The sequence below is a fragment of the Micromonospora sp. DT178 genome (assembly GCF_049841695.1).
In the GTDB taxonomy this organism is placed as follows: Bacteria; Actinomycetota; Actinomycetes; order Mycobacteriales; family Micromonosporaceae; genus Micromonospora.
In genome coordinates, this window is record NZ_JBNCKV010000002.1 from 403,691 (window position 1) to 425,760 (window position 22,070).

19 protein-coding genes are annotated in these 22,070 nt (G+C 74.4%); 11 read left to right on the forward strand and 8 right to left on the reverse strand.

Translation table 11 applies throughout. The annotated features are described in order from the left end of the window. Positions 1 to 32 precede the first annotated feature (32 nt). Together ACLQ22_RS05715 and ACLQ22_RS05720 are read left to right on the forward strand one after the other, a co-directional pair. The gene (locus tag ACLQ22_RS05715) at positions 33 to 398 is read left to right on the forward strand and encodes a DUF742 domain-containing protein (RefSeq protein ID WP_091627805.1); all 366 of its coding nucleotides are present in this window, start codon (positions 33 to 35) and stop codon (positions 396 to 398) included. Continuing rightward, entirely contained in the window at positions 379 to 1,002 is a 624-nt protein-coding gene (locus ACLQ22_RS05720) for a GTP-binding protein (protein WP_088998389.1), read from the forward strand. The genes ACLQ22_RS05715 and ACLQ22_RS05720 overlap by 20 nt, the downstream gene beginning before the upstream one ends. A 28-nt stretch (positions 1,003 to 1,030) precedes the next feature. On the opposite strand, the gene ACLQ22_RS05725 is transcribed toward ACLQ22_RS05720, so the two are convergent. The 5 genes from ACLQ22_RS05725 to ACLQ22_RS05745 are packed head-to-tail and all read right to left on the reverse strand — an operon-like array spanning position 1,031 to position 8,654. Next, complete coding sequence (locus ACLQ22_RS05725; RefSeq protein WP_425691332.1) at positions 1,031 to 2,119, reverse strand: uroporphyrinogen-III synthase; 1,089 nt, start codon at positions 2,117 to 2,119, stop codon at positions 1,031 to 1,033. Continuing rightward, positions 2,120 to 2,488 (reverse strand): nitrite reductase small subunit NirD, encoded by a 369-nt coding sequence (gene nirD, locus ACLQ22_RS05730; protein WP_425691333.1) that lies wholly within the window; start codon positions 2,486 to 2,488, stop codon positions 2,120 to 2,122. A 34-nt stretch (positions 2,489 to 2,522) separates the two neighbouring features. Beyond that, positions 2,523 to 5,057 (reverse strand): nitrite reductase large subunit NirB, encoded by a 2,535-nt coding sequence (nirB, locus tag ACLQ22_RS05735; protein WP_425691334.1) that lies wholly within the window; start codon positions 5,055 to 5,057, stop codon positions 2,523 to 2,525. Continuing rightward, positions 5,054 to 6,493, reverse strand: a complete 1,440-nt coding sequence (locus ACLQ22_RS05740) for an FAD-dependent oxidoreductase (protein WP_425691335.1) — start codon at positions 6,491 to 6,493, stop codon at positions 5,054 to 5,056. The genes nirB and ACLQ22_RS05740 overlap by 4 nt, the downstream gene beginning before the upstream one ends. Positions 6,494 to 6,530: 37 nt before the next feature. After that, positions 6,531 to 8,654, reverse strand: a complete 2,124-nt coding sequence (locus tag ACLQ22_RS05745; RefSeq protein WP_425691336.1) for a molybdopterin oxidoreductase family protein — start codon at positions 8,652 to 8,654, stop codon at positions 6,531 to 6,533. Between the two features lie 148 nt (positions 8,655 to 8,802). Here ACLQ22_RS05745 and ACLQ22_RS05750 point away from each other — a divergent pair, with 148 nt between their 5' ends. The 7 genes from ACLQ22_RS05750 to glmM all read left to right on the forward strand — a co-directional run bounded on the left by ACLQ22_RS05750 (position 8,803) and on the right by glmM (position 14,194). Then, a complete protein-coding gene (locus ACLQ22_RS05750; RefSeq protein ID WP_425691337.1) occupies positions 8,803 to 9,498 on the forward strand; it encodes a class I SAM-dependent methyltransferase in 696 nt (231 codons plus the stop codon). 51 nt (positions 9,499 to 9,549) lie between these two features. Beyond that, the gene (locus ACLQ22_RS05755; protein WP_088998395.1) at positions 9,550 to 9,807 is read left to right on the forward strand and encodes a DUF6364 family protein; all 258 of its coding nucleotides are present in this window, start codon (positions 9,550 to 9,552) and stop codon (positions 9,805 to 9,807) included. Then, positions 9,797 to 10,090: a type II toxin-antitoxin system PemK/MazF family toxin gene (locus ACLQ22_RS05760; protein ID WP_425691338.1), complete on the forward strand. Its 294-nt coding sequence runs from the start codon at positions 9,797 to 9,799 to the stop codon at positions 10,088 to 10,090. Before ACLQ22_RS05755 ends, ACLQ22_RS05760 begins: the two co-directional genes overlap by 11 nt. Positions 10,091 to 10,215: 125 nt before the next feature. After that, on the forward strand, positions 10,216 to 11,604 hold the full coding sequence (locus ACLQ22_RS05765) for an MFS transporter (RefSeq protein ID WP_425691339.1): 1,389 nt from the start codon (positions 10,216 to 10,218) through the stop codon (positions 11,602 to 11,604). 192 nt (positions 11,605 to 11,796) lie between these two features. Continuing rightward, positions 11,797 to 12,240 (forward strand): 50S ribosomal protein L13, encoded by a 444-nt coding sequence (rplM, locus tag ACLQ22_RS05770; RefSeq protein ID WP_088998398.1) that lies wholly within the window; start codon positions 11,797 to 11,799, stop codon positions 12,238 to 12,240. A 20-nt stretch (positions 12,241 to 12,260) separates the two neighbouring features. After that, a complete protein-coding gene (gene rpsI / locus ACLQ22_RS05775) occupies positions 12,261 to 12,728 on the forward strand; it encodes a 30S ribosomal protein S9 (RefSeq protein ID WP_121399850.1) in 468 nt (155 codons plus the stop codon). 110 nt (positions 12,729 to 12,838) lie between these two features. Next, positions 12,839 to 14,194 (forward strand): phosphoglucosamine mutase, encoded by a 1,356-nt coding sequence (gene glmM, locus ACLQ22_RS05780; protein ID WP_121399849.1) that lies wholly within the window; start codon positions 12,839 to 12,841, stop codon positions 14,192 to 14,194. A gap of 202 nt (positions 14,195 to 14,396) precedes the next feature. Here the strand turns inward: glmM and ACLQ22_RS05785 are convergent, their stop codons facing one another. Beyond that, positions 14,397 to 15,143 carry an ABC transporter ATP-binding protein gene (locus tag ACLQ22_RS05785; RefSeq protein WP_425691340.1) on the reverse strand — a complete coding sequence of 249 codons (747 nt, stop codon included), beginning with the start codon at positions 15,141 to 15,143 and terminating at the stop codon, positions 14,397 to 14,399. 2 nt (positions 15,144 to 15,145) lie between these two features. Continuing rightward, complete coding sequence (locus tag ACLQ22_RS05790) at positions 15,146 to 17,974, reverse strand: FtsX-like permease family protein (RefSeq protein ID WP_425691341.1); 2,829 nt, start codon at positions 17,972 to 17,974, stop codon at positions 15,146 to 15,148. A gap of 97 nt (positions 17,975 to 18,071) precedes the next feature. Between ACLQ22_RS05790 and ACLQ22_RS05795 the strand changes: the two genes are divergently transcribed. Continuing rightward, complete coding sequence (locus tag ACLQ22_RS05795; protein WP_425691342.1) at positions 18,072 to 18,677, forward strand: helix-turn-helix transcriptional regulator; 606 nt, start codon at positions 18,072 to 18,074, stop codon at positions 18,675 to 18,677. Between the two features lie 65 nt (positions 18,678 to 18,742). On the opposite strand, the gene ACLQ22_RS05800 is transcribed toward ACLQ22_RS05795, so the two are convergent. After that, positions 18,743 to 19,933 carry a pyridoxal phosphate-dependent aminotransferase gene (locus tag ACLQ22_RS05800; RefSeq protein WP_425691343.1) on the reverse strand — a complete coding sequence of 397 codons (1,191 nt, stop codon included), beginning with the start codon at positions 19,931 to 19,933 and terminating at the stop codon, positions 18,743 to 18,745. Between the two features lie 204 nt (positions 19,934 to 20,137). Between ACLQ22_RS05800 and glmS the strand changes: the two genes are divergently transcribed. Continuing rightward, the gene (gene glmS / locus ACLQ22_RS05805; protein ID WP_088998405.1) at positions 20,138 to 22,051 is read left to right on the forward strand and encodes a glutamine--fructose-6-phosphate transaminase (isomerizing); all 1,914 of its coding nucleotides are present in this window, start codon (positions 20,138 to 20,140) and stop codon (positions 22,049 to 22,051) included. Positions 22,052 to 22,070 lie beyond the last annotated feature (19 nt).

A 22,070-nucleotide genomic window follows, 5' to 3' on the forward strand; every position in this document is an offset into this window, starting at 1 on the left:
AGGGGCCCGGCCGGGAGAGGAGGTGATCGTCGATGGACCAACGGCGCGTGGACCCACGTGGTGCGCTGGTACGGCCGTACGCGGTCACCCGCGGCCGGACCGAGGCCCGAATGGACATCGCCCTGGAGGCGGTCCTGACGGCCAGCCCGACCCAGGCTGCGGAGGCCCGCTTCGCGGGGCACGACAAGCACCGCATCGCCACCGTTTGTGAGGGCCGGGCGCAGTCGCTGGCCGAGATCTCCGCGTACACCCGGATGCCGCTGGGCGTCACCCGGGTGCTGGTCGCCGACATGGTGGCCGAGAGCCTGCTGACGCTACACACTGCCGCTCCCGCCGAGGGGTTCGAGGAGCGGATGGAAATCCTTGGAAGGGTGCTAAGTGGACTTCGCAGGCTATGACCCCGCCGGGGCCCGCCGAAACCGGGGAATCATCTCCGCGAAGATCGTGGTCGCGGGTGGCTTCGGCGTGGGCAAGACGACCCTGGTCGGCGCGATCTCGGAGATCACTCCGCTGAGAACCGAGGCGGTGATGACCGCGGCCGGTGTCGGCATCGACGACCCGTCCAAGGTGCCGGGGAAGCAGACCACCACGGTCGCCATGGACTTCGGCCGGATCACCATGGCCGAGGACCTGATCCTGTACCTCTTCGGCACGCCGGGCCAGACGCGGTTCTGGTTCATGTGGGACGAGATCATCAAGGGCGCGGTGGGGGCGGCCGTGCTGGTGGACACCCGCCGGATCACCGACGCCTTCGCGCCGCTCGACTACTTCGAGAACCGCAGGCTGCCGTACGTCGTGGCGTTGAACCGCTTCGACGGCGCGCCGCAGTACGAGCTGGAGGAGGTCCGCGAGGCGCTGGCCATCTCGCCGGACGTGCCGCTGGTGCTGACCGACGCCCGGCACCGGGACGCGGTCAAGCAGGTGCTGGTGACCGTCGTGGAGCACGCCATGCTCCGCCTCGAGGCCGAGCACGGCCGGGGCTACCCGGCGCCGGTCGGCTGAACGGGACGGCTACCGCCTCCGGGTCGCGTCAGTCGACCCGGAGGCGGTAGCCGCGCTTGACGACCGTCTGCACCACCCGGGGTGCGCGCAACCCGGCGCGCAGCCGGGCCACCGCCATCTCCACGGCGTGCTCGTCGGCGCCACGCGGCAGCGTCCGCAGCAGGGCGGTCCGGGACAGCACCCGACCCGGCGAGCCGCACAGCGCCCGCAGCACCGCCATCGGCGCCGGCGCGAGCGGACGCAGTTCGCCGTCGACCACGGCGGCGTGCCCACGCAACGTGAGCAGGTGACCGGCCACCTTCAGGGTGACCGTCCGGCGCGGCAGTTCGTCGACGATGGTCCGCACGAGGGCACCCAGGCGGGCCCTGGCCGGCGCGCTGACCGGCACCCCGCGCCGCAGCAGCGGCTCCGCGGTGACCGCGCCCACGCAACTGGCGAGCACGTCGCCCCGGAACGCGTCCAGCACGGCCTCGGAGCGGTCCCCGGCGGCGCGCAGCAGCGCCTCGGCCGCCGGGGCCGAGGTGAAGGTGACCGCGTCGACCAGCCGGCCGGCGACCAGGTCGATCAGCCGGTGCAGCGGGGCCGGGTCGGTCGGCGGCGCCCAGCGGTAGACGGGCACCTCGATCACGGTCGCCCCGGCCGCCTCCAGCGCCAGCGTGCACTCCGGCTGCCGCTCGCCGTGCAGCTGCATGGCGATCACCTGCCCGGCCACCCCGCGCCGGCACAGGTGCTCGATCACCTCCTCGCAGCTCTCCGAGTCGGGCGACCACTGGTCGTGCAGGCCGGCGGCCCGGATGGCACCGCGCGCCTTGGGCCCCCGGGCCACCACGTACGCGCCGGCCAGCACGCCGCGCAGCGGCTCGGCCAGCCCCCAGCCCTCGGCCGCCTCCAACCAGCCGCGCATGCCGATGCCGGTGTTGGCCATGAGGACGTCCGGCGGCCGTTCGAGGCAGGCCCGGGTGGCCTCCCGCAGGTCGGTGTCGTCGGCCAGCGGCACGATCCGCAGGGCCGGTGCGATCACCACCCGGGCGCCCCGCCGCTGGAGCAGCGCGGCGAGTTCGTCCCGCCGGCGGTCGGCGGTCACCCCGATGGTGAAGCCCGCCAGTTCGTCGCGCATTCACCCCTCCTGTCGCAGCCGCACCTCGACCAGGCCGTCCCGGCAGCGCACGTCGTGCCGGGGCACGGCGACGCCGGGCAGGTCCAGGCAGACCCCGGTGCGCAGGTCGTACACCTGCTTGTGCAGCGGCGAGGCGACCGTCGGCACCCCGCCCCGGCTGCCGACGATCCCGCGTGACAGCACGTACGCCCCGGCGACCGGGTCGAGGTTGTCGATGGCGAACAGCCCGTCGGCGGTGCGGAAGAGGGCCACCTGCACGCCGTCGACGAGCGCGGCGACGCCCCGCTCGGGCTCCAGCCGGTCGAGCGGGCAGACCGGCGTCCAGGTACGCGTCGCGGCGGGCGCCGTCGTCGTCATCGTGATGGTCATCGCCGTACCTCCAGCGGTCGGGGCGTCGTGGTGGTCATCGCCGCACCTCCGGCATGCCCAGCGCGACCTGCTGCCGGCCCTCGTCGGCCGGCGGCCGGCCCACCGGGACCGGTTGGCCCCGTTCGAGGGCGAACGTGATGGACGGGTCGGGCACCTCGGGGGCGTTGACGAAGGAGGCGAACCGGCGCAGCCGTACCGGGTCCTCCAGCACGTCGCGCCACTCGTCCGAGTAGGAGGCGACGTGCCGGGCCATCGCGGCGTCGAGTTCGGCGCACAGGCCGAGCGAGTCGTCCACGATCACCGCGCGGAGGTGGTCCAGCCCGCCCTCCATCGCCTCGATCCAGGCGGCGGTGCGTTGCAGCCGGTCGGCGGTGCGGATGTAGTACATCAGGAACCTGTCGATCAGCCGGACCAGCGCCTCGGTGGACAGGTCGGTGGCGAAGAGGTCGGCGTGCCGGGGCCGGAAGCCGCCGTTGCCGCCGACGTAGAGGTTCCACCCGGTGTCGGTGGCGATGATGCCGAAGTCCTTGCTGCGCGCCTCGGCGCACTCGCGGGCGCAGCCCGACACCGCCGACTTGATCTTGTGTGGGCCGCGCAGCCCCCGGTAGCGCAGCTCCAGGGCGATGGCCAGCCCCACCGAGTCCTGCACCCCGTACCGGCACCAGGTCTCGCCGACGCAGGACTTCACCGTGCGCAGCGCCTTGCCGTACGCGTGACCGGACTCGAAGCCGGCGTCGACCAGCCGGCGCCAGATCTGCGGCAGCTGCTCGACCCGCGCGCCGAACAGGTCGATCCGCTGCCCGCCGGTGATCTTCGTGTAGAGCTGGAAGTCCCGGGCCACCTCGCCGATCACGATGAGCTTCTCCGGGGTGATCTCGCCGCCCGGGATCCGGGGCACCACCGAGTAGCTGCCGTCGCGTTGCAGGTTGGCCAGGAAGTGGTCGTTGGTGTCCTGCAACGACGCCTGTTCCCCGTCCAGCACGTGCCCGGAGCCGAGGGAGGCGAGGATCGAGGCGACCACCGGCTTGCAGATGTCGCAGCCCCGGCCCCGGCCGTGCTCGGCGATGAGCTGCGAGAAGGTGCGGATGCCGCGCACCCGGACGATGTCGAACAGCTCCTGCCGGCCGGCGTCGAAGTGCTCGCAGAGCGCCGTGGACTGCCGTACCCCGGCCGCGTCGAGGAGCTGCTTGAGCATCGGTACGCAGGAGCCGCAGCTGGTGCCCGCCCGGGTGCACGCCTTCAGCGCCGGCACGTCCGCGCAGCCCCCGGCGATCGCGTCGTCGATGTCGGCGCGGGTCACCGCGTTGCACGAGCAGACCTGTGCGGCGGCGGGCAGCGCCCCGGCGCCCGCGCCGGTGGCTCCCTCGGGGGCGAGCAGCGCCAGCGGGGGAGCGGGCAGCGGGCCGCCGACGCTGGCCCGCAGCGTCGGGTACGCGCTCGCGTCGCCGACCAACACCCCGCCGAGCAGGGTCTGCGCGTCGTCGGAGAGGACCAGCTTGGCGTAGACCCGGGTGGCCGGGTCGGTGAACGTCACGTCGAGGCAGCCGGGCGTCGTGCCGTGCGCGTCGCCGAACGAGGCCACGTCCACGCCGAGCAGCTTCAGCTTGGTGGCGGTGTCCGCCCCGGGGAAGGTGGCCGCCCCGCCGACCAGCCGGTCGGCGACCACCTCGGCCATCGCGTACCCGGGGGCGACCAGGCCGTGGCAGGTCCCGTCGACGGCCGCGCACTCGCCGACCGCCCAGATCCGCTCGTCGGCGGTCCGGCAGGCGTCGTCGACCAGCACGCCGCCGCGCGGGCCCAGGGCGAGACCGGCGCTGCGGGCCAGCTCGTCGCGGGGACGGATGCCGGCCGCGACCACCACCAGGTCGGCGTCGAGCACGGTCCCGTCGGCCAGCTCCAACCCGGCGACCGTGCCGTCGGGGCCGGGCCGGACCGCGGTGGTGGCGACGCCCAGGTGGGTGGCGACGCCCAGCTCGTCGACGTACCGGCGGAGCATCGCGCCCCCGGCCGTGTCCACCTGCACCGGCATCAGCCGGGGCGCGAACTCCACCACGCTGGTGTCCAGCCCGAGCAGCCGCAGCGCGTTCGCCGCCTCCAGCCCGAGCAGCCCGCCGCCGACCACCGCCCCGGTGCGCCGTCCCCGCGCGTGCTCCCGGATCGCCTCCAGGTCGTCCAGCGTCCGGTAGACGAAGACCCCGGGCAGGGTCGCGCCGTCCACCGGCGGCACGAACGCGTACGAGCCGGTGGCCAGCACCAACGCGTCGTACGGGTGCTCGCCGGTCGCGGTGCGCACCAGCCGCCGCTCCCGGTCGATCTCCGTGGCCGGCTCGCCGAGGCGCAGCTCCACCCCGTCGTCGGGGGTGTGCAGGTTCAGCTCCTCGGCGCCCACCCCGTCGAAGAAGGCCGAGAGCCGCACCCGGTCGTACGCCGGGCGGCTCTCCTCGGCGAGCACGGTGACCCGCCACCGCCCCTCGGGGTCGCGGGCGCGCAGCGCGTCGACGAAGCGCTGCCCCACCATGCCGTTGCCGACGACCACCAACCTGCTGACCCGCTCGCCTCGCTCGTTCATCGCGTCACCTCCACCGAATCGACTTCGGACAGCCAGCCGACGATGCCGGCGACCGCGTCCCGGCAGCCGCCGCACCCCGTGCCGGCCCGGGTCGCGGCGACCACGGCGTCGACCGTCCGGGCCCCGGAACGCCAGCAGCCCACCAGCTCTCCCTTGCTGACGTCGTTGCACTGGCAGACGGTCGCCGCGTCCGGCATCAGCGCCGGGGTCGCGGCCTGCGCGCCCGCCGTCGCGCCGAACGCCCGGCCGAGCAGCAGGGAGCGCCGGTCGGCCGGCACCGGCTGGCCCCGGTCGAAGAGCTGGATGACCGTGCCGACCGCCGGGTTGTCGCCGAGCAGGATCGCGGCGGTCAGCCGCTCGTCGTGGATGCGCAGCCGGGCGTACGTGCCCCGGGCCGGGTCGGCGAAGGTCAGCTCCTCGCCGGTGCCGCCGTCGCCCGGGTCGCCCATGGCGGCGAGGTCGATGCCGGCCGCCTTGAGCCGGGTCACCGCCGGTCGGGGCCGGTAGCGGGCCTGCGGGTCCTCCCCGGTGAGCACCTGCGCCACCACCCGGGCCTGCGCCCAGGCCGGGGCGACCAGGCCGGTCAGGGCGCCGTCGTGCTGGGCGCAGTCGCCGACCGCCGAGATCCGCGGGTCGCTGGTGCGCAGCCGGTCGTCGACCAGCACGCCCCGCTCCACGGCCAGCCCGGCCGCGCGGGCGAGGGCGGTGTCGGGGCGTACCCCGCAGGAGAGCACCAGCAGGTCGGCGGTGAGCGACCGGCCGTCGGCCAGGTCGAGGCGGACCCCGTCGGCGTCCGCGACCACCCCGGTGGCCGCGACGGCCAGGTGGGTGGTCACTCCGAGGCCCGCGAGCGTGCCGGCCAGCACGGCTGCGCCGGCCGGGTCGAGCTGCCGTTCCATCAGGTACGGCACCGGGTGCACCACCCCGACGTCGAGGCCCCGGGCGGCGAGCCCGCGCGCCGCCTCCAGCCCGAGCAGGCCGCCGCCGAGCACCAGGGCGCTGCGCGCGCCGTCGGCCGCGGCGAGGATCCGCCGGCAGTCGTCCAGGGTGCGGAACGGCACCACCCGTGTCGGCAGCTCGGGCCCGTCCAGTCCGGGCAGCGGGGGCACCACGGCCCGGCTGCCGGTGGCGAGCACCAGATGGTCGTACGCGACGCGGTCGCCGTCGTCGGTGTGGACCGTGCCGGTGGCGCGGTCGATGGCGGTGACCGTCACCCCGGTGCGCAGGTCGACGCCCTGCCCGGCGGCCTCGGCCAGCTCCACGTCCGGCTCGCCGATCTTGCCGGCCAGCAGGGTGGAGAGCATGATCCGGTTGTACGCCCGGTGTGGCTCCGCACCGAGCACGGTGACCTTCCGGTCCCCGTCCCGGGCGTGCAGCTCGCCGGCCAGCCGGGAGCCGGCCATCCCGTTGCCGATGATCACCACGCGCTCGGTCATGGCGGCGTCACCGGGCTCCGCCGGACGATTCGCTCGCTCATGGTTCGTCCACCCTCTCCAGCCGGACGGCGCAGATCTTGAACTCCGGCATCCCGGAGACCGGGTCGACGGCGTCGTTGGTGACCGAGTTGGCCCGCGCGGCGCCGCCCCAGTGGAACGGCGCGAAGACGGTGTCCGGTCGGATGGCGGTGCTGAGCCGGGCCGGCGCGCGCAGTTCACCCCGCCGGGAGACCACCCGCACCGGCTCGCCGTCGCCGATGCCGAGCCGCCCGGCCAGGTCGGGGTGCAGCTCGACGAACGCGTCCGGGGCGGCCCGGCGCAGCGCGGCGACCCGGCGGGTCTGGGTGCCCGACTGGTACTGGGCGAGGACCCGGCCGGTGGTGAAGTGCAGCGGGTACTCGGCGCACACCTCCTCGGCGGCCGGCCGGTGCTCCACGGCGTGGAACCGGGCCCGCCCGTCCGGGGTGGGGAAGCGGTCGGCGAAGAGCCGGGGCGTGTCCGGCCCGTCCTCGGCCGGGCAGGGCCAGAACACCCCGTCGCGTTCGTCGATCCGCTCCCAGCTGACCCCGGCGTAGTCGGCGATCCCGCCGGCCGAGGCCCGCCGCAGCTCCGCGAACACGACCCGCGGGTCGGTGGCGTCCGCGCCGCCGGCACCACCCCGGAGGCGGGCGGTGAGATCGGCGAGGATCTCCAGGTCGGTACGGACGCCGGGCGGCGGCGGGCGCAGCGCGCGGCGGCGCAGCACCCGGCCCTCCAGGTTGGTCATCGTGCCGTCCTCCTCGGCCCACTGGGCGGTGGGCAGCACCACGTCGGCGAGCGCGGCCGTCTCGGAGAGCAGGAAGTCGGCGACCACCAGCAGGTCGAGGTCCCGTAGCCGGCCCTCGATCCGGGCGGCGCGCGGCGCGGAGACCACCGGGTTGGAGCCGAAGACCAGCAGCGCCTTCGGCCCGGCGGGCGTGCCCAGCGAGTCCAGCAGCTCGTACGCCGGCACGCCCGGCCCGGGCAACTCGTCGGCCGGCACCCCCCAGACCCCGGCGACGTGTTCCCGGGCGGCCGGGTCGTCGATCCTCCGGTAGCCGGGAAGCTGGTCGGCCTTCTGCCCGTGTTCCCGCCCGCCCTGCCCGTTGCCCTGCCCGGTGAGGCAGCCGTAGCCGGAGCCGGGGCGGCCGGGCAGCCCGAGGGCGAGCGCCAGGTTGACGAAGCCGGTGACGGTGTCGACGCCCTTGGCGTGCTGCTCGGCTCCGCGCGCGGTCAGGATGATCACGCGTTCGGCGGTGCCGAGGGCCCGGGCGGTCGCCTCCAGGTCGGCCACCGGCACCCCGGAGAGCGCCTCGGCGCGGGCCGGCCACCAGCCGGCCACGGCGCGGCGGACCGCCTCGAATCCGCTGGTGCGGTCGGCCACGTAGTCCCGGTCGATCCAGCCCTCGGTGAGCGCGACGTGCAGCAGCGCGTTCGCCACCGCCAGGTCGGTGCCGGGCAGGGGTTGCAGGTGCAGGTCGGCCTGGCGGGCGGTGGCGGTGACCCGGGGGTCGACCACGATCAGCCTGCCGCCGCGTTCGCGCTGCTCGGTCAGCCAGCGCACCAGCGGGGGCATGGTCTCCGCCGGGTTGGCGCCGACCAGCAGCAGCGTGTCGGCCCGGCCCAGGTCGGCCAGCGGGAACGGCAGACCCCGGTCGATGCCGAAGGCGCGCATCCCGGCCGCCGCCGCCGAGGACATGCAGAACCGCCCGTTGTAGTCGATGTGCCTCGTGCGCAGCGCCACCCGGGCGAACTTCCCCAGCGCGTACGCCTTCTCGTTGGTGAGCCCGCCGCCGCCGAAGACGGCCACCGCGTCGCGGCCGTGTCCGGACTGGACGGCGCGCAGGCCGCTGACGATCCGGTCGAGGGCGGCGGCCCAGCTCGCCGGGCGCAGCCCGCCGCCGGCCGGGTCCCGCAGCAGCGGGGTGGTCAGCCGTTCGGGGTGGTCGAGCAGTTCGGCGGCGGTCCAGCCCTTCTGGCAGAGGCCGCCCCGGTTGGTGGGGAACTGCCGGGGGAGCACCGTCGCCCGGCCGGACTCGTCGCGCAGCGTCATCCCGCACTGGAGGGCGCAGTACGGGCAGTGCGTCGCCACCTCCCGGGGCGTCCGCCCCGGTCCGGTCGCCGCGTGTGCACCGTCTGTCATGTCGGCAAAGCGTGCCGGGGGGCGATTTCCGGTCCGGGTCCCGTTTGTTTCGGTCCTGTCAAGAGCCGCTCACACCGCACGGCGGCGGCGGGCCGGCTCGCAGCGTCTACAATTCGGGAAACCAGTCCTATATTTCGGGAGGCGCGCGATGGACGTCGCCGAGGTCTTCGACGCGGTGGCCGGCAGCTACGACGAGGCCCGCCGGCGCCTGGTGCCCTGCTTCGACGCCTTCTACGGCACCGCCGTCGAGGTGGCCGCGCCGCCGCTGCGCGCCGCGCTCGCCGCGGGGCGTACCCCCGAGGTGCTGGACCTGGGCGCGGGCACCGGGCTGCTGTCGCTGCTGCTCGCCGCGGCGGTGCCGGGGGTCCGGCTGACCCTGGTCGACGCCGCGCCGGCCATGCTCGCCGTCGCCGCCGGCCACCTGCGCACCCGCGGGGTCGCCCACCGGACGGTCCTGGCCGACCTGGCCGACCCGCTGCCCTCCGGCCGCTACGACGCGGTCGTCAGCGCGCTGGCCGTGCACCACCTCGACGACGCCGGCAAGCGCGAGCTCTACCGGCGGGTGCCCGCGGCGCTGGCGCCCGGGGGAGTCTTCGTCAACGCCGAGCAGGTCGCCGGCCCCACCCCCGCGCTCGACCGGCGGTACCACGAGGTGTGGCTGGCGCGGATCGCCGCGCTGGGCTCCGACGCCGACGAGATCACCGCCGCCGAGGGCCGGATGGCGTACGACCGGCCGGCGTCGGTCGCCGCGCAGTGCCGCTGGCTGGCCGAGGCCGGCCTGGTCGACGTCGACTGCTTCTTCAAGCAGTGGCGGTTTGCCGTGTTCGGCGGCCGACGCGAATAGTCGGGGCCGACGGGATGACTGGCGGTCATACCGCTGGGTAGTCTCCACGGCATGACTGCCAAGGTGACCCTGTCGTTCTCGGACGAGACGATCGAGGAGGCCCGGCGGTTCGCCAAGCGCGAGGGGCTCTCCCTGTCGGCGTGGATGGACCAGGCGGCCCGGGAGAAGGCGCTGCGCGAGGTCTTCACCGCGCACGCCGCCGCCGTCGGCCGGGCCGGGCTCGACCTCGAAGCCGCCGCCCTCGCCGACGCCCGCGAGGTGGGCATGGTCGACGACGTGCTCTTCGGCGGGCGCCCGCGTGCTGCGTAGGGGCGAGGTCTGGCGCATCGACGGCGCCCGGGAACGGCTCGGACTGGTGATCAGCTCCGACGTCTACAACTCCACCGACGTGCCGATCGTGATCGTGGCCGAGGTGGTCGAGGAGGCGCTGCTGCGCGACTCGCCCCTGGCGGTGCCGATGGGCGCGTACGTGGTGATGCCCGACCGGATCTCCTCGCCGATGAAGAAGTGGTTCACCGAGTGCGTGGACGTCGCCGACACCGCAACCATGCTCCGGGTCGGCCGGGCGCTGCGCATCCTCCAGGAAATCTGACATCTCACCGGCGGCGTCCGCCCGCGGTGCGGTCTCCGTTTCCGGCCCGACCCGCGACGGGCACCGTCGGGTAACCCCCGGTTCCTAGCGTTCCTCCAGGTCGCACCCGACGAGGAGGAGTCGCCGTGAGCACACTCGCCCCCACCACACCCCCGGCCGAGGCCGCGCCGCCGGCCGCCGCCGGCCGCCGGCACCGCATCGACGACTGGCGGCCCGAGGACCCCGAGTTCTGGCGTACGACGGGGGCGCCGGTCGCCCGCCGCAACCTCTGGGTGTCGATCTTCGCCGAGCACGTGGGCTTCTCCGTGTGGAGCCTCTGGTCGGTGATGGTGCTCTTCCTCGGCCCCGAGTACGGCATCGACCCGGCGGGGAAGTTCCTGCTCACCGCCGTGCCGGCCGCCCTCGGGGCGGCGCTGCGGCTGCCCTACACGCTGGCTGTGGCCCGCTTCGGCGGGCGGACCTGGACGATCGTCAGCGCGCTGCTGCTGCTCGTCCCGGCAGTGCCGATGACGGTGCTGCTGGAGCCCGGCGTCTCCTACTCCACCCTGATGGTGCTGGCCTGCCTGACCGGCGTCGGCGGGGGCAACTTCGCCTCCTCGATGGCGAACATCAACCTCTTCTACCCGTCTCGGCTCAAGGGCCGGGCGCTCGGGCTCAACGCCGGCGGCGGCAACCTCGGCGTGCCGGCGGTGCAGCTGGTCGGCCTGGCGGTGCTGGCGACCGCGGGCGCCGCGTACCCCCGGCTGGTGCCGGCGGTCTACCTGCCGCTGATCGTGCTGGCCGCGTTCGCCGCGGCGCGCGGGCTGGACAACATCCCCGGGGCGCGCAACGAGCCCGGCGCGCTGCGCGAGGCGGCCCGCGACCCGCACACCTGGATCATGTCGCTGCTCTACATCGGCACCTTCGGCTCGTTCATCGGCTTCGGCTTCGCCTTCGGCCAGGTGCTCCAGCTCCAGTTCGCCGAGCGCTTCCCGACCCCGGTCGACGCCGCCTGGCTGACCTTCCTCGGCCCGCTGGTCGGCTCGCTGATCCGGCCGGTCGGCGGGCACCTCGCCGACCGCCTCGGCGGGGCCCGGGTGACCTTCTGGAACTTCGTCGCGATGGCGGCCGGCGCCTCGTTGGTGCTGTACGCCGCCCGCGAGCGGTCGTTCGGTCTCTACCTGCTCGGCTTCCTGTCGCTCTTCGTCTTCTCCGGCATCGGCAACGGCTCGACGTACAAGATGATCCCGGCGATCTTCCGGGCCCGGGCGACGGCCGAGGTGGACGCCGGTCGGCGGGAGGCGGCCACGGCGCAGCGCTGGGCCGGGCGGATGACCGGCTCGCTGATCGGCATCGCCGGGGCGGTCGGGGCCTCCGGCGGGGTGCTGGTGAACATCGCGTTCCGGCAGTCGTTCCTGACCGGGGGCAGCGCGGACGCGGCGTACGTCGCCTTCATCGTCGCGTACGCGGTCTGTTTCGGGGTGACCTGGCTGGTCTACCTGCGCCCGGGCCCGCGCCGGCTGACCGGGGTGTGACCACCGCCATGTATCCTCGGAGGGCCAGGCGGGGGCGGTACCCCGTTTTGACCTGCCGACGGGGCGGCGGGTATCGTTGCCTGCTGTTGTACGACATCCAGAGGCGTGCCGCCTGAGGTACGCTTGGTCGTTCGTGCGCGCCCGGTAACCTCGGCGCGCGACCCCAGACCGACGACGAGACAAGGTATACCTGTGCGTACGTACAGCCCGAAGCCGGGTGAGATCGAGCGTCAGTGGCACGTCATCGACGCCTCTGATGTCGTGCTGGGCCGCCTGGCCACCCACGCCGCCACGCTGCTGCGCGGCAAGCACAAGCCGACTTTCGCGCCGCACGTCGACACGGGCGACTTCGTCGTCATCGTGAACGCGGGCAAGGTCGCGCTGACCGGCAACAAGCGGCACACCAAGGTCGCCTACCGCCACTCCGGCTACCCGGGTGGTCTGAAGCAGGTCGGCTACGACGAGCTGCTGACCAAGCGTCCCGAGCGGGCCATCGAGCTGGCCGTCAAGGGCATGCTCCCGCACAACAAGCTCGGCCGTCAGCTCATCAAGAAGCTGAAGGTCTACGCCGGTGCCGAGCACCCGCACGGCGCGCAGCAGCCGGTGCCGTTCGAGATCAAGCAGATCGCGCAGTGAGCGCGGGCGAAGGAAACAGCATGACCGACATCACCGAGACCGAGGTTGCCCCCGAGGAGGCCACCGAGGCGCCGGCGCCCGTCGCCCGCGCGCCGCGTGGTGACCGCCCGATCCAGACCGTGGGTCGGCGCAAGGAGGCCATCGTCCGGGTGCGCATCGTCCCCGGCAGCGGCAAGATCACGTGCAACGGCCGTGACCTTGAGGCCTACTTCCCGAGCAAGGTGCACCAGCAGCTGATCAAGGACCCGCTGGTCACCGCCGAGAAGCCGGAGGCCTTCGACGTCATCGCCAACCTGCGTGGCGGCGGCACCACCGGTCAGGCCGGCGCGCTCCGGCTGGCCATCGCCCGGGCCCTGATCGTCAGCGAGCCGGACGACCGCCCCGCGCTGAAGAAGGCCGGCTTCCTCACCCGGGACGCCCGGGTCAAGGAAAGCAAGAAGTACGGCCTCAAGAAGGCCCGCAAGGCTCCCCAGTACTCGAAGCGCTGATCAACAGCTGCACGTTGTACTTCTGACGGACGGCCGGGTTCACCTCCCCTCGACGGGAGGTGGCCCGGCCGTTCGCCTTTCCTGGACCGTTTCATCGGAGGTTGGCGGGTATGGGCCGGTTGTTCGGCACGGACGGCGTACGCGGGCGGGCGAACGCGGATCTCACGCCTGAGTTGGCGCTGGCGGTGGCGGTCGCCGCCGCGCACACGCTCGCCGAGTCGGACCGGAGCCATCCCCCGTTGGCCGTGGTCGGGCGCGACACCCGGGCCAGCGGCGAGATGCTGGAGGCCGCCGTGGTCGCCGGGCTCACCAGCGCCGGCGCCAACGTGGTCCGGGTGGGCGTGCTGCCCACCCCGGCCGTGGCGTTCCTCACCGCCGAGGCCAAGGCCGACCTCGGCGTGATGCTCTCCGCCTCGCACAACCCGATGCCCGACAACGGGATCAAGCTCTTCGCCGCCGGCGGGCACAAGCTGCCGGACGAGATCGAGATGCGGATCGAGGCGGCCGTCGAGGCGAACGCCACCACCGCCTGGAAGCGGCCGGTCGGCGCCGGCGTCGGCCGGGTGCACGACCTGCTCGACGGCGCCGACCACTACGTGCAGCACCTGATCGGCACCCTGCCGCACCGCCTCGACGGACTCAAGGTCGTGGTCGACTGCGCCAACGGCGCGGCGGCCGAGGTGGCGCCGGTGGTGTACCGGGAGGCCGGGGCCGAGGTCGTCGCCATCTACGCCGAGCCGGACGGCCTCAACATCAACGACGAGTGCGGCTCCAACCACCTCGAGGCCCTGCGGGCCGCGGTGGTCGAGCACGGCGCCCACCTGGGCATCGCGCACGACGGCGACGCCGACCGCTGCGTCGCGGTGACCGCCGACGGCGACGAGGTCGACGGCGACCAGGTGATGGCGATCCTCGCGCTCGCGATGCGGGAGGCCGGCACGCTCACCGACGACACCCTGGTCGCCACCGTGATGAGCAACCTCGGCCTGCGACTGGCCATGTCCGCTCAGGGCATCCGCCTCCTCGAGACCAAGGTCGGCGACCGGTACGTGCTGGAGGAGCTGCGCGCGTCCGGCCTCGCGCTGGGCGGCGAGCAGAGCGGGCACATCGTCATGCCCGCGTACGCCACTACGGGCGACGGCGTGCTGACGGGGCTGCACCTGATGTCCCGGCTGGCCGCCACCGGGAAGTCCCTCGCGGAGCTGGCCACCGTGGTGACCAAGCTGCCGCAGGTGCTGATCAACGTTCCCGTCGGCGACCGTACGGTCGGCGCGGCCGCGCCCGCCGTCCGGGCCGAGGTCGAGCGGGCCGAGGCGGAGCTGGGCGAGACCGGCCGGGTGCTGCTGCGCCCGTCCGGCACCGAGCCCCTGGTGCGGGTCATGGTCGAGGCCGCCACCGAGCACACCGCCCGCGAGACGGCCGAGCGCATCGCCGAGCAGGTCCGCACCGCCAGCCCGACCGCCTGACCTCTCCCGGCTGCCCGGGCCTGCCGCTGGCGGGCCTGGGCAGCCGCCTTTCCCGGATCGCGCCGGCGCGGCAGGTGCCGTGCCGGCCGCGCCGTCAACTTGTTCGTGCCCAACGCCGACGCCACCGGCCCGCGCAGAGCCGTCGCGGCGACGACGTCGGCACCGGCCACGGCGCCGCCGAAACCGACGCCCGGCACCGGCCCTACAGGCGCAGGCCCGCGGCGCGCCGGAAGGTGGCCGCGGGATCCTCGCCGTCGGTGAGGTCCACGTCCTCGACGATCCGCCCGTCGCCGAGGCGGACCAGCCGGTCGCACCGGGCGGCCACCGCCCGCTCGTGGGTGGCGAGCAGGATCGTCATGCCGTGCCGGTCGCGCAGATCCAGCAGCAGGTCGAGGATCTGCCCGCCCGTGGCCGAGTCGAGGTTGCCGGTCGGCTCGTCGGCGAGCAGCAGCCCGGGGGAGCCCATCAGCGCCCGGGCGATCGCCACCCGCTGCTGCTGACCGCCGGAGAGCTGGGCCGGCAGGGCCCGCTCACGCCCGGCCAGGCCCACCGCGTCGAGCAGTTCCCGGGCGCGGGCGGCGTGGTCGGCCCGCCCCCGGCGGGGCAGCACCGGCGCGATCACGTTGTCCAGCGCGGTCAACGCGGGCAGCAGGTGGTAGCGCTGGAAGACGAAGCCCACCCGCTGCCGGTACCGCGTCAGGGCGGCGCGGCCGAGCCCGGTGATCTCCAGCTCGTCCACCGTGACCGTGCCGGCGTCGACCTGCTCGATCGCGCCGATCATGTGCAGCAGCGTCGACTTCCCGGAACCGCTGGGTCCGGTCAGCGCCACCACCGCCCCGGCCGGAATCTCCAGGGACACGTCGTCGACCGCGGTCACCTGCTGCGGGCCGGCCCCGAAGCGTCGGACCAGCCCGGCGACCCGGACCGTGCTGCCCACCGTCGTCTCCATCGTCACTCCTCCGCGAGCAGTCGTGCGGTCGGCAGCCGGCGCAGCAGCGCGGCCGGGACCAGGGCGGCCATCGAGGTGACCAGGACACCGGCCACCGCCACCAGCGCGGCGACCGTGACCAGGGTGCCGGGCAGGGCGCCGACCAGCCAGGCCGCCCCGCCCAGCCCGAGGCCGGCGCCGGTGACCGCGCCGAGCAGGCCCAGGGCCAGCCCCTCGTAGGCGATCAGCCGGCCCAGCGCGGCGTCGCTCCAGCCGACCGCGCGCAGGGTGGCCAGCTCGGCGGCCCGGTCCCGGATGTTCAGGTAGAGCACGTCGGCGACCGCGGCGGCCCCGAGCAGCACCGTCGCGACGGCGGCCATGGTGTCCGCGCCGCGCACGCTCAGCGACACCGTGTCGCCGAGCAGGCTGCCGACGATGGCGCCGCGGAACGCGTAGCCGGCGGCGGCGACCAGGGTCAGCGCGGCCACGCCGATGGCCAGCGCGCCGGCGCCGAGCAGGGTGCGGCCGGGCGTGCGGGCCAGGTTGGCCAGGGCCAGGCCGGCCAGGGTGCGTGGCCGGCGTACCCAGCGGGCCGTCGCCACGGCCGGGCGCAGCGCGGCGGCCGGGTGGGCGCGCGCGGCCCGTAGGGCCGGCGTCAGGCCCGCGACCAGCGCCAGCAGCAGTGCCACCGGTACGGCCAGCAGTGCCCGCCGCCAGCCCACGTCGATGCCGAGCACGGCCCCGAGGGGCACCGCCAGCACCAGCGCGAGCAGCCCGGCGGCCAGCCCGAGCGCGGCGACCTCGCCGAGGATGAGCGCGCCGATCCGCCGGGCGGGCCAGCCCAGGCAGGCGAGCACCGCCAGCTCGGACCGGCGGTCCCGGACGGCGGCGGCGACCGCGTTGCCGAGGAAGAGCGCGCAGACCACCAGCACCAGCACGAAGAGCGCGACGCTCTTGCGGTCCACCGCCTTCGTGATCACCGAGGCGACCCCGAGCGCCGACCAGTTCTCGGCCAGCCGTAGCGCCGGCCGGCCGAACGACCCGGCGGGCAGCTCCACGGCCTGCGGGGCGGGGGACGAGCCGAGCGTGATGTCGACGTCGAGCCCGGTGACCTGGGCGATCCGCTCGGCGACCAGCCGGACCTGCTCGGCGGCGCGATCGCTGTAGCCGCCCACGTCGGCGACCCGGACCCGGATCGCGCTGATCGGGGCGGTGAGCTGCGGGCTGCCGCCGCCCGCGAGCAGCTTCGGCACGCTGGCGAGGCTGGTCAGCAGCAGCGGCGGAGCCGATAGGTGACCGGCCGGGTTCCCGCCCGGCTCCAGCGGACGGCCGCCCAGGGCGTCCCTGCTGCGGGCGTCCGCGCCCTGTGCCGACGGCGGCTCGTACGTCTCCAGGGGCACCCGCCCGAGGTCGCTGAAGCCGGTCAGCTTCGCCGGGTCGAAGATCCCCACGGCCCGCCAGCCCCGGTACGGGTTGCCCGACCTGTCCGTCTTCAGCGGGACTTTGCGCAGCGACCGCGCCCCCGTGTCCTCGGCCAGCCAGGGACGCGGGTAGGGGTTGAACGTGAACTGGTCGCCGTACACCGTCGGGTCGGCCGCCGGGAGCGCGTCGACCCGCAGCGTGCCGTCGGGCAGCCGGTCGTAACGTGTCGGCCCGGCCTGCACCATCGTCTGGAGCTGGCCGAAGCAGCAGCCGGTCGGGGAGAAGCCCGCGGCGAGCCGGGCGCGCCAGCCGGTGGCGACGTCCTGGCGGGCGTCGCCGGCGGGGAGCGCGGGACCGCGCCCCAGGGCCCGCTCCAGCTCGACGAGGCCGACGCCGGCCGGCCGGGCCGCGGGCAGCCGCGTGAAGCTGGCGTGCAGCTCCTCGTCGACGAAGGGGCTGCTGGTCGCGAGCACCGGCACGGTGTGGAACTCCCCCGAGCCGGCCCGCCTGACGGTCACCGCGTCGTCCGGGTTCAGCGCCCGGCCGTCGACCACTGCGCCGCCGAGGCCCACGAGGCGGTCCTCGGCGGCCGGGTCGACGGCGGCGAGCAGGAACGGCACCGTCAGGTGGACCGCGATCCGCAGTCGGTCCGAGGTGGACGAGGAGCCCGACCCACCGTCGGCGAGGACGCCCGCGCCGGCCTCGAACCGGCCGTCGGCGAGCAGTCGTACGGCCACCAGCGACCATTCCTCCCGCTCGGAGTACGCGCCCGGGCTGCCCAGGGCGAACCGGGGGTCGCAGACGGCGCGGGTGCGGCCGTCGGGCAGCACCTCACGGGGCGCGGGCCCGCACGCGCCGGCCCACGGGTAGCTGCGCCCGTCGGTGTACATGGTGGCGTCGCTGGACTGTGGCAGGTCGTTGCGGGCGTAGATCAACGGGTGGGTGGTGACGTACACGAAGCGGGGCCGGCCGGGCGTGCCGGAGAGTCCGCGCTCGGCGACGAACCGGGGATCGACGCGGATGACCTGCCGGTCGAGCGACCGGTCCACCGCCCCGGTCAGGTCCAGCGGGGTCGGCACCGGGGCGGTGGAGTGGCCGAGCATGGCGATGGGGGCGGCGACGTCCACCCCCGCGACCGCCTTCACCTGGTCGTACTGCGCGGTGGTGATGCCGCCGAAGAGGCCGGAGAGGTAGTTGGGCTGGACCAGCCGGCGCTCGGCCTCCAACGGGGTGCGCGCGCCCTTCGGACGGACCAGGATGTCGTAGGCGGCCTCGGTGTTCCGCTCGACGGCGCCGGTGACCTCGAGTCGGGAGGTGGTGGTGGCGCCGGTCAGCACGACGAAACCGGTGGTCGCCACCAGTACGCCGAGCAGCAGCGCCACCGACCGCCCCGCACGGCCGCGAAGCTGCTTCCAGATGATGTCGAGCATGTCGCGCCTCCCCGTGTGCTGTGCACACTGTGCGCGATACATTGTGACAATGCAAGGCCCGGCCGGCGGCCGGCTCCGGGCCGGATCGGAGTAGACGGTGGCGATACAGCACGCGGTCCTGGCCCTGCTCGCCGGCGGCCCCAGCTACGGCTACCAGCTGAAGGGCGCCTTCGAGGAGGCGGTCGGCCCGCAGTGGGGGCCGCTCAACATCGGGCACCTCTACCAGATCCTCGACCGGCTCTCCCGCGACGGCCTGGTGGTGGCCGAACGGCATCCCCAGCCGGTCAAGCCCGACCGGGTGGTCTACGAGATCACCCCGGACGGCCGGGCCGAGCTGGAGCGTTGGCTCGGAGAGCCCAGCCCGCGCAGCGGCGGGTTCCGGGACGACTTCTTCCTCAAGGTGACCGCCGCGGCCCGCTCGGGCGAGCCGGCCACGGTGCGGACGGTGCTCGGCAACCAGCGCGGGCATCTGATGCGGGAGCTGCGCAACCTCGACGGGCTGCGCCGCCGGGCCGACGACCCGGTGGTCGGCCTGCTGCTCTCGGCGGCGAGTCGGCACGTCGAGGCCGACCTGGCCTTCGTCGACGACGCGGAGGGGGTGCTGCTCGCCGACGGCGGCGCGGTGCTCGCCCGGCTCCGGACGCCCCGCCCCGAGGAGGCACCGGCGGAGCGGGGAACCGGCCCGACCCGGGCGGCCGGCTGACGGTCAGGCGTACGCGTCGACCGGCGCGGCGCGGACGGCGTCGAGCGCGGACGGTCGCGGGAAGCTCAGGCCGCGGACAGCCGGCGCAGTCGGGTGACCGCCTCGGTCAGCACCTCGGGGCGCTTGCAGAAGGCGAAGCGGATCAGGTGTCGACCGGCCTCGGGGTCGTCGTAGAAGACCTGCGTCGGCACGGCGACCACCCCGCACCGCTCGGGCAGGGAGCGGCAGAACTCCACCCCGTCCCGCCCGCCCAGCGCGCTGACGTCGGCGGTGACGAAGTACGTGCCCTCCGGCGGGAGCACCTCGAACCCGGCGTCGGTGAGCCCGCCGACGAGCTGGTTCCGGCGGGCCTGCATGCCCTCGCGGAAGTCGGTGAAGTAGTCGTCCGGCAGGGCCAGCGCCACCGCGACCGCCGGCTGGAGCGGCGCGGCGTTGACGAAGGTGAGGAACTGCTTCACCCGCAGCACCGCCGAGACCAGCGTCGCCGGCCCGCTCACCCAGCCGACCTTCCAGCCCGTGCAGGAGAACGTCTTGCCGGCCGACGAGATGCGCAACGTCCGCTCGCGCATGCCGGGCAGCGTGGCCAGCGGGACGTGCGGGGCGGACGCGTCGGTGAAGACCAGGTGCTCGTACACCTCGTCGGTCACCGCGTACGCGTCGTGCTCCCGGCACAGCTCGGCGACCAGGGCCAGCTCGTCGGGGGTGAACACCTTGCCGGTCGGGTTGTGCGGCGAGTTCAGCAGCACCAGTCGGGTGCGCGGGCCGAACGCGGCGCGCAGGGCGGCGGGGTCGAAGGCGTACCGGCCGTCGGCGGCGGGACGCAGCGTGACCGGGCGCCGGACCGCGCCGGCCAGCGCGATCGAGGCGGCGTACGAGTCGTAGTACGGCTCGAAGCAGACCACCTCGTCGCCCGGCTCGCAGAGCCCGAGGATCGCCGCCGCGATCGCCTCGGTGGCGCCCGCCGTCACCACGATCTCGCCGTCGGGGTCGTACTCCAGCCCCCAGAACCGGCGCTGGTGCGCGGCCACCGCCGCGCGCAACGCCGGGACGCCCGGACCCGGTGGGTACTGGTTCTGCCCGGTGCGCAGCGCCTCCGCGGCGGCGGCGAGCATCTCCGGCGGCCCGTCGGTGTCGGGGAAGCCCTGACCGAGGTTGACCGCGCCGGTGCGCACGGCGAGGGCGGACATCTCGGCGAAGACGGTCGTCCCGAACGGACGCATCCGGGCCACCAGCGGATCCACGTCGGCGGTCGTCACGCCCGCCAGCCTACGGACTCCCGGCGCGGCTTCAACCCCTGGCGAGGGCGGCCCCGACCGTGCGGAACCGTCGCCGGCGGCGCCGTCGCCCGGCGGAGCTATGTCACGGAGAGTGCCGCTTCCCCTCCGATCGCTCAAGTTGGGTGATCGTTTACCCGGCTTTCGCGCACGCGCGATGAGTGGAACTAGGTTAGGCTGCGGGACATGTGTGGAATCGTTGGTTACGCCGGCGCGCGCCCGGCGCTCGGCATCGTGCTCGACGGACTGCGGCGGCTGGAATACCGCGGCTACGACTCGGCCGGCGTCGCCATCGTCTGCGACGGCGCGCTGCTGACCGAGAAGAAGGCCGGCAAGCTGGCCAACCTGGAGAAGGTGCTCTCAGAGCGGGCCGCCGAGGACCCCACGTCCTGCGCGGCCAGCCCCATCGGCATCGGGGACGGCACCACCGGCATCGGGCACACCCGTTGGGCCACCCACGGCGGCCCGACCGACCGCAACGCCCACCCGCACCTGGCCCCCGACGGCCGCGTCGCCGTGATCCACAACGGCATCATCGAGAACTTCGCGAAGCTGCGCGCCGAGCTGGAGGCCGACGGCGTCCAGTTCACCAGCGACACCGACACCGAGTGCGCGGCGCACCTGCTCTCCGCCGCGCTGGCCGACCTGCGCGCCGCCGGCCACCCCGACGGGCCGCAGCTGCTCGCCGCCGGCATGCGGGTCGTCTGTCAGCGGCTGGAGGGCGCGTTCACGCTGCTCGCCGTCGACGCCGCGGTGCCCGGCGCGGTGGTCGGCGCCCGGCGCAACTCGCCGCTGGTCGTCGGGCGGGGCGACGGGGAGAACTACCTCGCCAGCGACGTGGCCGCGTTCATCGAGCACACCCGCGAGGCGGTGGAGCTGGGCCAGGACCAGATCGTCCTGATCACCGGCGACACCATCGAGATCACCGACTTCGCCGGCCAGCCCGCCAGCGGCAAGGACTTCCACATCGACTGGGACTCCTCCGCCGCCGAGAAGGGCGGCTACGACTGGTTCATGCTCAAGGAGATCGAGGAGCAGCCGCAGGCCATCGCCGACACGCTGCTCGGCCGGCTCACCGACTCCGGCGAGATCATGCTCGACGAGGTCCGCCTCAGCGACCAGGACCTGCGCGACGTCGACAAGATCTTCATCGTGGCCTGCGGCACCGCGTACCACTCCGGTCTGGTCGCCAAGTACGCCATCGAGCACTGGACCCGGATCCCGTGCGAGGTGGAGCTGGCCAGCGAGTTCCGCTACCGCGACCCGGTCCTCGACCGGTCCACGCTGATCGTGGTGATCTCGCAGTCCGGCGAGACGATGGACACCCTGATGGCGCTGCGGCACGCCAAGGAGCAGAAGGCCCGCGTCCTGGCCATCTGCAACACCAACGGCTCCACCATCCCCCGGGAGTCCGACGCGGTCCTCTACACCCACGGCGGGCCGGAGATCGCCGTCGCCTCCACCAAGGCGTTCCTCACCCAGCTCGTCGCCTGCTACCTGATCGGGCTGCACCTGGCCCAGGTGCGCGGCATCAAGTTCGCCGACGAGGTGGCCGCCGTGGTCGCCCAGCTCCAGGAGATGCCGGGCAAGCTGCGCGAGCTGCTGGAGCGCATCGAGCCCGTCCGCGAGCTGGCCCGCGACCTGAAGGCCGAGCCGACCGTGCTCTTCATCGGCCGGCACGTGGGCTACCCGGTGGCCCTGGAGGGCGCGCTCAAGCTCAAGGAGCTGGCGTACATGCACGCCGAGGGCTTCGCCGCCGGCGAGCTGAAGCACGGCCCGATCGCGCTGATCGACAAGGGCACGCCGGTGATCTGCATCGTGCCGTCCCCGGTCGGCCGGGGCATGCTGCACGACAAGGTGGTCTCCAACATCCAGGAGGTGCGGGCGCGCGGCGCCCGGACCATCGTGATCGCGGAGGAGGGCGACGAGGCGGTCGTCCGCTACGCCGACCACCTGATCTACGTGCCGCGTACGCCGACGCTGCTCGCGCCGCTGGTCACTACCGTGCCGTTGCAGGTCATGGCGGCCGAGATCGCCGCCGCCCGGGGGCACGACGTGGACCAGCCCCGCAACCTGGCCAAGTCGGTCACGGTCGAGTAGCCGTACCGCCCCACGACGG